The organism is Leptospira yanagawae serovar Saopaulo str. Sao Paulo = ATCC 700523 (assembly GCF_000332475.2).
GTDB lineage: Bacteria > Spirochaetota > Leptospiria > Leptospirales > Leptospiraceae > Leptospira_A > Leptospira_A yanagawae.
The window spans coordinates 38,746-50,707 of sequence record NZ_AOGX02000005.1; the positions used below are offsets into that span (position 1 = coordinate 38,746).

An 11,962-nucleotide genomic window follows, 5' to 3' on the forward strand; every position below is an offset into this window, starting at 1 on the left:
TGTGATTATCTATTGGTTTTCTTGCAAAATGCTCAACTACTTTCTATCAGGGGCGGAATATCAATTCTATTTTCCCCGATTGTTATATTTGTTGACTCACATAATATAAAGGATTGGGGGTTAGGTGATATCTCCTCTCTGTTTTCTTCTTCTATTCTTATTACTTTAGTAATTCTTTCTTTAAGATTAAGTATTAAATCAATTCTATCTTTATTAAAAGTAAATTGCCTACAAGATCCTCCTAGTTTACCATATAAGTATCCTCTTTTCGTAGCAAATATCTGATTAAAGATTGGCGACTTAAGGATTAAGTTAAACATTTTATAATGATTACATTTTAACTTGTACTTTTGTTTTACTAAGTCTTGAAAGTTTCTAGGAAATTGAGTACCTAAACCAAGCTGCTCTTTTGTAACTTTTCTAAATTTCGCATCCTTCTTAATTTCCCGTTTATTGTTTTCTTCATATCTTATCTTTGAGACTATTTCAAATACTACGTTGTGTAAATAAGAGTAGGGGTATTTTTTGCAAAACTCGTTCTTTAGTTCATTTATAATAAGATTACAAACCTTTTTGTCTTTCGAAGATAAGACCACTTCATTGTAATATTTCTTTGGTTCATTTTCTTTGGTCTTGTGTTCGTAAGGATTGGCTTCTAAATATTTTTTTGCACCATTTAGGATTCCATCTAATGCTTTTACTCCATAGTAAGTCGGAATCCAGGAAATTTCATCACTTTGTTTATCTTCAATGTTTTCATTGTATTTTATAGTTGCATAGTCATCGAACCAGAATAATACATCGCCACTCGATTGATTATTCAGGTAGACTAAATTGTAAAAAACCTGATGGTCGTCTGCTTTATCCGAATTGAGAAATAAACAAGCCAATCGAAAGAGACCTTTGTTTTTAGAACCTCCTTCTATCGGTACCTTTATATTAGCGGAATTAAGTTTGATAGATTTTGTTCTATTCCAAATTTTTGGAGGCTCTGTTTCTTCCTCTGAGAATGCATTTACCAATAGAGATTTAATCTCTTCATCGGATACATCAAGATCCTCATTTTTCGGGTAAGCTCTTTTTGTTGCATCATACAGTAGAATATTTGTTTTTAGGTTTTGAGCAACGTTCTGAAAGATTTTTACGAGGCTATTTATTCGTTTGTAGTTATTATCATACACTTTATAATCATAGGATAATGGTAGCCTGTTTAAATGATTTGGAGTCCTTAATTCGATTCCCGTAATGTTTTTATAGGTTATAGTTTTTTTTCTTCCAGGTTTATTCCCATGATAAGGTTCGTCGAATTCAGATATAAGGTTCTTAATAATTTCAAAAAGTTCTTTTTTCTCATTTTTACGGATAACGTCTGTTTTGTAGTAAAGATAGATTCCTCTCTGAAGCTTTGAAACTTGACATAAGATAGGGTGTACTCCAAGTTTCTCATAAAGGAATTGAATTAAATCTCGATAATAATCTTCTCCGTAAACTAGTTTGTTGTTTTTGTAGATATCATGTTTATTGAGTTCGTGAGTGTCAATGTCGATGCAAAGGATATGAGAATTGTAATTTTCCCTTAATGAAATATTGTTTTTAGTTTTCGCATTGTATTTTTGTATCTTTTGCTCATTCCAATTTTTATTCTCTATAATCTCTGGATTATAAGTAGGTTGTTGATTACAAGCTTGATAATGTCCTAGAATCAACCTGAAAAGTAATTGATTGTCGTTAACCGTAAATGTGGAGTATTTTTGTTCTGGAAGATTGATTCTTTTGTTGATATACCCGCCCTTTATATCTGTGCAAAAACCTAATACTTTGGTAAAAAGTGGGAAAATTATTTTTTGATTAAATTCTCTTGATAATATGAATTTATTGGACTTGTCTTTAGAATCCACGAGTAAATTGACTGAAGCGATGAATTTTTCTTCATTCTCTTCGTTCAATTTGATACATTTAGATTCGAATGCAGTGTATGCTTGTTTACAAGTGTTCATAATTACAATATTAATTAGTTTCTCTTTAAAAAATAAAAAGTATCTTCGTTCCTAGAGTAAAGCATGTAAATGCTCCTATTTTCATAACAGTTGCCCATAAGTAACAATGACATGATCATATTTTAGACTGAAATGTCAAAACGAATCACCAATCAGATGTTATTGCATAATTTTACTTGACAAATTTATGATTTTTTAGTTCAAAAAGCTCCCGATAATCCTTTAATTTCGCTTTCTTTTAGATTTCTAGAGGTTTCGAGAAAGAATTCATACATCGGAGGTGGCTTTCGATTTCGGAGCGGTGGAATTTGATTTTATGGTGTTTTCAGGCACCACAATACTTCATGCCCTATGAAAAAAATCTTCCTATCCCTAATAATACATGAAATAGAACATTTTCAAATAAATTGGTTTTATAAGAACAAAATCAACTATTCATATATCGAAGCGAAACTATGCACTGAAAAAGAAGAAATCCTTTAAACAGTAAGCGAATTATTCAAAAAAGCGGAAAGGAAAGAGTTTTACTATATTTAAAATTATGGTTCAAATTCCTTTATGTCGCAATTGTATCTGAGATTATTAAAGACGAAATTAAAGATATACCTTTGAATTCATTGAATGATTTCGAAAACAATTCATGAACTAGAGAATTAATTCTAAGGATGAAAGAAAGATTCTAGTAAGTCATTAGGATCAATCCAATCAGCTTTTTACCTTAGATTTAAAGAATTGGAATCCTAAGTTTTAATGTCAAATATCATCATTCTCTTATTTCTATATTCCGCAAAAAACACTGCTTAAAAAAATAAATTTTGTAGAAGATTTTAAGTTTAAACTGTTCTAAATTTGAAACTAATGAAGAAAATAACAGTGGAATAACAAATTAAAGATTATTTTTTACTGTTTAAGTTTGGCTGATCAGTTTGAGATTTTTCTTTAGAAGTGAATAGGCTATAAATTAAGTCTAAATTTATACTTGCGCAGGAAGCGAATATACCAATAAGGAAAGAAGCAATAATTTGAATAATATTTCCTTTAATCCATTGATATATTCTAAACACGCCAAATGATTTTGCTTTATTTCTGTCATGGTTTTTAATAATTGCCCAAGCATATTCAATTGCTTGATAATAATCATCGATACACATTTCAGGTGTTTTTCCAACACCATTCAATTCATTTTTACGAGCTTCTTGTCCCTTACTGAGGAATTTGCTATAATTGTCTAATAATTCGCTTTCAGATAAATTATAGCTATATTTCGAAATATTAAATCTTTTGAATTCTTGTTCTAAATGCTTTTTCATTTCAATCCAAAGCATTTTAGAGGCATCTATAGTACAGCGAACAAGGTGATTGTAGGCTTTATCCAAATTCTCAATTCCTTTTTTAGAGGTTGGTTCAGATAAATACACAACTAAATGCGAATTTATGTTTTCATTTTCTATTAAAATTTGAGATGGTTTGACTGCTACAAAAGACGTCAGATCAGAATATATGCGAATGTATTTTTCTTGATAAAATGTAACGAAGCGGGTAACTTTAGCATTCTTCTTCAACGACACAAGATAGGCTATTTCTAGAGGTATTTATCGATGTCTGTTGTTAGGTTACTGATTGGAAATACATTACCTCTCATAGGAGTTAAATTACTTCCAACCTCTCTAATTTTTGTATCTCTAATACCTTTAGTTTTGGTAACAGCATCCCAAGACTCCTCCACGGATTTGGGAACAGTTTTCTTGGTAATTTCTGTAAAAATTTTTCCGTATTCTAACATTTTTTAATCCAGTATACCTGGGTTATTCTGAATTCTAAACGGTTGACAAATTTGTCAATCATTAATTTGCCTACTTATTTGTTAAGTAGAAATTCAAACGCTTGCTCCAAAACTGCTTTTTCAACAATTTCCCCAACCAAGTTTTCGTTTTTCCAATTTCTGTATCTATCCGAGAATTCCACAACTTTATACTTAACGGCAATATGACAATAATTCCCATTAACATTAGTTACAAAAATAAAATTTTCTAATGTCCTATGATGGATAAAGGTATAAAAATTAATTTTCTAATACGTAAATTAGATACCAAACTGGTATTTTGAAGAGTCGATGCCACATGCAAAAAATAGAAAACTTCGTCCTAAATCTATTTAGTTCAATTCTAAACTTTGTTCGAAGTGTAAAAGTTGGGGGGAGGGGACTAAAGTACATCACCCTTTGGGAAACGGAACCGTAGCTTATGGTCTATGCTTTTGACAGGAAGACTTCAGATACTTCTGACCTGAATGCAAAAACTGCAGTAACTCGTCTAACTATGGTTTAAAACTTTTGCGAATCCATTTTCTATTGCTTAAATTCCTCGTTAAATTGAAAGTCTAAGAAAAAAGGGTTGCAATTTTCTGCTTAATGATATAGTAGCCGTTAGTTCTTTGATCTTCTAAGTTTGAAGATAAAGGATCGGAGGTATCCTATTAAAAAAATCATTACTTCTTACGGATTCATTAAATCCTTAAAATGGAACGGAGAATGGTTTAGTGACCAGCAAAGAGTTTATTCGCGAGTGGTTCTACCTACAAAGTTGATCGAAACAAGTTCCATCAATGATCTAGACCTAGGTAAAATTAAAATAAAGAACTGTAGCTTTTTAAAGATACACAAAGAAGCTCTCCTCTGTTTCAATTCTACTTCGTTTGTTATGAAGTTAGATTCTAAATTTCTTTTTCTCTATAAGCCAGAATTGGAAGATGTCGGTTTTCTTTGGGCTTATAGAGATTCTAATTTTGCTTTCATCAAATATTTCACAATGGCAGAGTTAGGTAAAATATCAAAGATCTGATTGAATTTACAATTGGCAATTTAATACAAAGAGGAGGTATGAGCACTGCAAAAGTTTAGATTTAAAACAAAATACATTGATGTCTTAGTTCGTTATGTGAAATCAAATCAACCCAGAGTTCCAGGACAATCAGAAGAACTCTATGATGGACTAATAATATTCAAAATAAATTTCCCATACTTAGGTGATAGCCTATTGAGGGATTTTAAACAAAAGTTGCAAATAGATTTTGAAGAAGGGAATCACCTTTATTTCGCTTCGTCTCCCCATGTTATACTCCCTTCTCGGAAGGGAGGTAAATTTCAGTCCAAATTTGTACATCCTACGTATGTAGATGAGATAACTGCAAACATGCGAAGGTATTCATGCCTGCTAGCTGATCTAGACTTACTAGTGAGGATGGGATTTTTGGAAAATGAAGCAAATGAGGATAAGAGCTATCGAAGGGGTGGATAAGAATTCACAAGTTTACGGGAGGGAAAGATCACCCTTGTAGAGTTTCAAATTACCACTTTTTCAATTGAGATTATTTTCTCCAAATTTTTCTTCTTTAATTCAATGAGTAACTTGTCTTTTTTAATAAATTCACTGAAATAGATCTCTCGATTTCTGTTTCTATAATAGAATAAATAAGAATCATTTTGAAAATAAGACTTCTGAATTCTCAGCAAATCTTTTTGAAGATAATAAAGATAAAATTCTGATTCGTTTTTAAACTTCGGAGATTTACATTCTTCACAGAAAAGATCTCCATTCGAGTCTTTACTTACTGAGTGAGATAAATCAAATAGCCAATCTTTTTTATTTTTATCAAAAATATACCAAACTTCTGCAGTATCAAAAGTTACGCTTAATTGAATTCTTTCGTTTACTTTATCAAAGCGATATTTCGTATTTCCCCTTTGTTTATTTAGTTTAACCAAAGGATAGTTAAGATTTTCGTTTAGGTATTCTAAATTTGTATCAATAAATTTCTCAGCCCCTAGTATCTGCATCATATTAATATCCATTCAAGAGCCATAAGTTTATTTAGCAAATCGGTGAGGAACTTGGAAGATTAATCGCTTGCCTTTGCAAAATATTTCTTCCAAACTTAATCATTTTCTAAATGAAGTAAGTTTCGTAGATCTGAATTTTGGATTACCTTTTCTAACCAAAGAACTTATTTCGTAAGCCCGCTCGAAATCATCTCCAATCTCAATTTGTCTGCCAGCTCGTAACCGATGAGCAACTTCCTTTGCAAATAAGATGTAGTCAATGAATCTTTGTCCTTACAAAGTTCAGTGGCACGAGCAACTAAATCATCGGTTATAGTAAATTGTCCAGGTCGAAGTTTGATTGCATGTCCTTCGTTTACTTCCAAAAAAATTTCATCATAGATTGCAGATTCAGATTCTCTACATAATCTTTGCCCCAACGACAAGGAAGCAGGAAAGACAAAGTCTTCGGGTTTAAGATATAAAATGGTTTTCATTTAAATGACTCCTGATAATTAAAAATTCATTCACAGTATATTTCATTATTTTGAGGATTATACTCACTAGGTATGACAAATTAGAATAAACTTTATGTTTATAATTCCTTTAGGTTTGAGAATCCTATTTTACGTGGCTTTAGAATGGCTATGACGATACTTAAAAAGGAAAACAAACCAGAAACTATGCAGAACAAAATAAGGCTTACAGAGTAGATTAAATACGTAGATTTAATTTCAGTGAATGATTCTCCTCGAAATATAAATCCGATCATGATACTGCCGATGAGAATTAAAATAGAAAGTAGTAAACAAAACCGAAATTGCTTGATAACACTGTTCAAAGTACTATCTAGTTCAGCCATAAAATGAAGATCTTCTGATAACTTCTTTTGATTGAATTTAGCTTCTTTTTCAGTAAAGTTACCCATATTGATTGCCGAATCAATAAACATTCGATCCGCTGGCTCTCTAAATACACTATGCTCTGTAGCAAAACTTGTAATCTGATAAACATAAGTTGAAAGCGTATATCCAATTACTGTCAAAAATACGAGGGAAATTATACCGTAGATTGGATGGAGAGTTGAGTTCTCCAGAGTTAGTAAAAGATTGAAAATAAAATTAAAGAAGCTTGAGTCGATAAAAAAGCCTTTAGAAATAACCGATCTCGTTATTGAAAAGGTAATGAGTAGACGGAAAATAGAAATCATAAAAATTAATTTAGGAAATGATTTAAAATAAATCCGTTCCCTTACAAAGCAAATCCTACTTAAAATGAATAGTTCCAAGGAAATGTAAAAATAAATGAATAGATCAATTAAAACTCCTTTCGTAGGTTCTATAAGTAAGTATAAAAAACAAATCAATATGGTTACTTTAGAGAATTCCTGGAAGAAGGTTATCTTTCTCCCAATTAACTTCTCTCTGTAATAATTTAAAACCCAATGATATATTGATGTGACAAGTGCAAGGAATAAAATCCCCAGATAAAATTCCGTCGAATCTATGATTTCAAAAGAAATCAGTAATGAGAAAATCGCTATAAAAATAAATCCGAAAGAACGAAAATGCAATCTATATTGAATTAGATAGTTCAGAATGTCTATAATCTTAAATTCTGTTTCGTTCTGAGGTTGGTTTTGTTTTTCAATTGATATTTCTCTCGGATTCTTGCTTTCGAGATATGAATTTATAAAGCTTCTAGTATATTCGCTTGTTATATAATCAGAGGAGAAGAAAAAAACTAGATAAACAAAAGGAATTGTGAGAAGGAGAGCTTCAATTGTATCTGGAGTTAGGTTCATATTTTCATTCTAACAATTGGGTAGGACAAAATAAGTCCAAGTGGCATTTTTTTTCCTTTTTCGATTAATTCTCATAATTTCTAAAAATTACGCGAATTTCATTGTGATTTTCAGGGCAAAGCTTCTTTTTCAACTGTCCGTTCCGCAAAGAAGCCATGTTCACTCAGATGCAAAAATATGAATTGAATTGCGTCGTTTTGACTTTCCTTAAGGGAATTTGAGAATTGGGAATGGCATAAGTTCATTAGCAGAATGAATCTAGTAGCATTACTTGTGGGTTAACATTATTAAAGATTTAACCTTAGAAATTCGATTAAAACATACTTCGATAATTAAAATCATACAAGGATCTATCTGAAAACGGGGTTTCTTTGATTCTTCGCGTCGGTTTCACAATTGTAACCTTAGGTGCTTTAAAGCTAGCGATACCTGATAAAGAATATTTGTTTTTATAAAATTCGAGATTTTTTTCGTGCATGGTTTTGATTTCATTTTCGCTTATATGGTTTAGCTGATTGAGTGAGAAATTCAAACATGAAACATCGAGGTCTATACCATCGAATTTTGCATTATTTGTTTCTAGGTTTGAGTAATATCTAGTTCCGTATCCCAGAAAATTCTTGATACTTTTATTATAAGTTTTATAATGCATTTTACCTTCAAATCCATAAAGTAATTTCTTCACTTGTCTATTGAATTCCTCCTCAAGTTTAGGTATTAAAAACGGTGGTAAACAGAATATGTAGTGATAATGATCGAAACAAGATTCTTCTATACCGATTCCGTAAGTTCCAATTTTCATAAAATCTAAGTAATTATGTTTATCGAGCTTACCAAAAAAGTGGTTATGGATACGATTAAAGGTCTTCTTTAAGATTTGTGTAAGTATCTTTCTGTCAGGATATTCAGTTATGTAGCAATAACCTAATGTTTTATCTACATTGAATGTAATCAGGTATGGTTGGTAAATATCACTGTATTCCTCAATTATTGAATCTATATCCTTGATGAATTGAGTAGTATTTTCTCTTTTGCTATAATCATTACGTTGTTTTTCAAAGTATTGGTTATTGCATGAGTGTTTTTTAGATAATGAAAATTCTTTATTCATATGTTTGGTTCTCAGATATTTAGTTGAATGCATAACTTCTCCCAAGCCACCTATGAGGTTTCAGAAAAAATTATTTCTAGAGCTAAAAAATTGAAAACCGAAGCAAATCGCGTTTTGTATTCTAGCTCATCTTCACGTTCTATTAGTTAAGAAGTTGAATTTTCGGACTTTTTTGATTTGTCAAAAACTTAGTATATGTACTAGGTTTTCATAGATTTTCTGATTTTTTTTTCTAATATTTAAAATTTTTTCGCCAATCGAAGACAACTCTGGGGTATTTCAGCTCTTTTTTTACCTAGATAACTATGCTCATGATTAATCTTGCGTATTATATCATTTAATGAATTACAATGGAACAATAGAAATTCAGAAAATTATTATTTCGAATTGTCTTTTCAAAACGTTTTTATTTGGAACTGGCAACGCCTATTTAGTTAATTATTAATGGACTTCGGGTTATTTGGATTCCGAAAAATGTAGGAATTCGGAAGCAAAATGGCGTGAAGACTGTCTCCCCGTCTCAAATATTGTTCAAATATGCCTATTGCTACAAATAAAAAGGAGTTAATAGAGCAAATTCGATTCAGAATTGAAGAACTGGGTCTCTCAGTGAGAAAAGTCTCTAATGAAACAGGGAAATCAAAAACTCTTGTCCAAAATCTTCTCAAAAAGAACCCACCTAATGTAAGCCTTGAAATACTTTTAGAAATTGCGATTAGATACAACATCTCTTTTAAGCTAGAATTTATTGCAAAAAATAAGAGTTGACTCTATGTTATGTGTACATATAATTGTACGTATAACGGAGGTGATACGCAATGAATTCATCAAATGTTATTAAGATTTCAGACTATAAGAGAACTGGATCAAAGAAACCTCCTAGAAGACCCAGAGAAGAAGGGGTAATGCTCTCAAAAGGGTTAAGCTACGCTACCATGAAGGATTTAGCGAATGAATTTAAGAATCCTAAAACAGAAATTGATTATAGGAATCGTGCCATTTTCGGAATAATGTCAACTACGGGTCTGCGGGCTAGGGAAGTGGTGGGGCTAAAATTTTCTTCTGTATTCAACTCACCTGAAGAATTTAAATTAGCTAAATATCGTAAGAAAGGCGGGGGATGGGGAATAGTCGTCTTGAATCCTGAAGCCATGAACTTCGTTGCAGAATACCATAGCTACATTGGGATAAGATCAGATTATTTTTTTCTATCTCTCCCAGAGAAAAACAGAAAGTCTAGGCATCCTATCACAACGAGAACACTCCAAAACATAGTTAAGTCATGGAATAAGGTAACAGTGTCAGGAAGGACAATACATCCACATAGCATTCGTCATGCAGTGGCTCAAAGAGTGATGGATATGTATGGTTCCATTGCAACTCAGAAACTCTTGGCTCATGCAAGTCCGATAACAACGGCAAATTATTACACAAAGCCTTACTTTAATGCGACCGATCTTCTTGTATGGAATTAGAAGATCCATTTTTCACCAAATCATATCATACCTCAAATTATTTAAATTGATCAGACAGTTGCATTATCTTATTTTCCTGTTATAAATTCTTCAATTCCTCAAATAATTAGTAGTATATTGAAAATCAATATTTCAGATAACCCAATATTATGAATGATTGGCTAAAGCAATTTTGCCTTTTTCTGTAATCGAAAGCTCTTGAACAGTCTTGTGGGTCACAGTGCATTTACGGTAACGTACAACTTCCACCCAACCAAATTTGAGCAATTTTCCGCCAACAATTCCAGCAACACTAGATGCTTGAATATTGAGATTGAATGCTAATTCTCTTCTTGTAGTTGGATGTTCTGCTATTTTAGTTAGAATCAGACCTTCTAATTCGGTAAAATCATCTTCCCATAAGACTGGATTCGACCTTCCAATTCCTTTGCTTTTTGGAGACTTATTTACCTTTTTATAAATGTTAATTAAGTACATATCATCCAAATCCAAATCATTTTCTTGATTGAATTTGGTTAAAGCAATATTGATTGATCTGTTGAGTCTATTAATTAGATTCTCTGGGATTTTCCCTTTTTTATTTTCTCTCCCATTCATTTTTGAATACCTGGTGCAATTAAATTTTACTTATAACATTCAATATTCGCCATTTCGATTTGTATGATTGGCTTAAATATTTGCTGTATATCTCGTAATATATAATTAGTAGTAATCAAATATTTGATTTTCAGTTTGAGTTATAATTTCTGAATTTTTTGCTCTTTTAAAATTTAAAACTCTTTAAACATCGGATATGGAATTTTTTCCAGAAGATATTAAATAAAATCGAAAAAGAAATTCATATTTTTACTTTGGTGTCGGAGAAGAAAATACTTTCGTTCTGCGGGTTGACTTCGATACCTGATTATTCATTTAGCAATTTTAAAAATATATTTTTTAATTTAAGAGAAGTGGTCTCGTATATTGAATACTTTAAAAATGATTATTGTGATTTATGCCGTATTAAAATAAAAAAATCACCTGATAGATCCAAAATTTAGATTTCAATAAAGGTAAGTTGATGCGGTTTAAGAATGTCTATATTTCAGATTAAATTGTATTTATTTTTCCTCTGCTGAAATGCAATTTTTCCACCCTCCAGTGACCTGCCCCCATTTTCAGTACCAATGGATAAGTTAGTTTTCTCTAAACATTTCAACCATAAGATCGCTTAAACTCTGAAGGAGTCAAGTAATTCAATGAAGAGTGAAGACGCTCGTCGTTGTATTCCTTTTGGAAAATTCGCAAAGCATCGGTTAACTCTCTTTGATTTTTAAAGTAGTGTAGATTCAAACACTCATCTCTAAGTTTACCATTGAAACTTTCTATAAATGCATTTTGTGTTGGTTTTCCTTTTTCAATAAAGTGAATTTCTATCCCCTTATCTTCTGCCCATTTCTGGAAGTCTTTGGATGTAAATTCTGTTCCATTATCCAAAACAAATGCTCTTGGAAGTCTTTCGAGGGTGTTTAAATATCTGATCAACTTTTCTGACGAAAAAGTAAACTCTGCCTGAAGTATGGTATTCTCTCTTGTTAAATGATCAATACCTGTTAAAATTCTTTGCTTTCTTCCATCAATCGTCCGTTCGAAAACAAAGTCCATTGACCAAACTTCGTTTGAATTCTTAGGCAATGGTAGTTGCTGTGATGATGCATTTCTTTTCTTTCGCTTCGGTTTTGTCCTTATTTTAAGCCCTTCTAAGCAATATAGTCGATA

10 protein-coding genes are annotated in these 11,962 nt (G+C 31.5%); 1 reads left to right on the forward strand and 9 read right to left on the reverse strand.

From position 1 onward, the window contains the following. Window positions 1–32 precede the first annotated feature (32 nt). From LEP1GSC202_RS00340 to LEP1GSC202_RS00380, 7 genes are all read right to left on the reverse strand, one after another. Window positions 33–1,946, reverse strand: coding sequence for a hypothetical protein (locus tag LEP1GSC202_RS00340; RefSeq protein WP_156825316.1), 1,914 nt, complete (start codon window positions 1,944–1,946; stop codon window positions 33–35). A 944-nt stretch (window positions 1,947–2,890) separates the two neighbouring features. Continuing rightward, window positions 2,891–3,565, reverse strand: coding sequence for a hypothetical protein (locus tag LEP1GSC202_RS00345; protein WP_015675676.1), 675 nt, complete (start codon window positions 3,563–3,565; stop codon window positions 2,891–2,893). A 14-nt stretch (window positions 3,566–3,579) separates the two neighbouring features. Then, on the reverse strand, window positions 3,580–3,780 hold the full coding sequence (locus LEP1GSC202_RS00350; RefSeq protein ID WP_015675680.1) for a hypothetical protein: 201 nt from the start codon (window positions 3,778–3,780) through the stop codon (window positions 3,580–3,582). 1,557 nt (window positions 3,781–5,337) lie between these two features. Further along, a complete protein-coding gene (locus LEP1GSC202_RS00365) occupies window positions 5,338–5,835 on the reverse strand; it encodes a hypothetical protein (RefSeq protein WP_015675687.1) in 498 nt (165 codons plus the stop codon). 164 nt (window positions 5,836–5,999) lie between these two features. Beyond that, complete coding sequence (locus LEP1GSC202_RS00370; RefSeq protein WP_015675684.1) at window positions 6,000–6,311, reverse strand: hypothetical protein; 312 nt, start codon at window positions 6,309–6,311, stop codon at window positions 6,000–6,002. A gap of 98 nt (window positions 6,312–6,409) precedes the next feature. Next, window positions 6,410–7,618, reverse strand: coding sequence for an FHIPEP family type III secretion protein (locus LEP1GSC202_RS00375; RefSeq protein WP_015675682.1), 1,209 nt, complete (start codon window positions 7,616–7,618; stop codon window positions 6,410–6,412). Window positions 7,619–7,931: 313 nt separating this feature from the next. Then, entirely contained in the window at window positions 7,932–8,729 is a 798-nt protein-coding gene (locus LEP1GSC202_RS00380) for a hypothetical protein (protein ID WP_156825317.1), read from the reverse strand. Window positions 8,730–9,547: 818 nt separating this feature from the next. On the opposite strand from LEP1GSC202_RS00380, the gene LEP1GSC202_RS00390 reads away from it, so the two are divergent. Continuing rightward, window positions 9,548–10,204 carry a tyrosine-type recombinase/integrase gene (locus tag LEP1GSC202_RS00390; RefSeq protein ID WP_015675672.1) on the forward strand — a complete coding sequence of 219 codons (657 nt, stop codon included), beginning with the start codon at window positions 9,548–9,550 and terminating at the stop codon, window positions 10,202–10,204. A gap of 147 nt (window positions 10,205–10,351) precedes the next feature. On the opposite strand, the gene LEP1GSC202_RS00395 is transcribed toward LEP1GSC202_RS00390, so the two are convergent. Both LEP1GSC202_RS00395 and LEP1GSC202_RS00400 read right to left on the reverse strand, forming a co-directional pair. Next, entirely contained in the window at window positions 10,352–10,801 is a 450-nt protein-coding gene (locus LEP1GSC202_RS00395) for a MarR family transcriptional regulator (RefSeq protein ID WP_015675691.1), read from the reverse strand. A 597-nt stretch (window positions 10,802–11,398) separates the two neighbouring features. Beyond that, window positions 11,399–11,962, reverse strand: a 564-nt coding sequence (locus LEP1GSC202_RS00400) for an integrase core domain-containing protein (RefSeq protein ID WP_015675666.1), incomplete at its 5' end; no start/stop codon positions are given.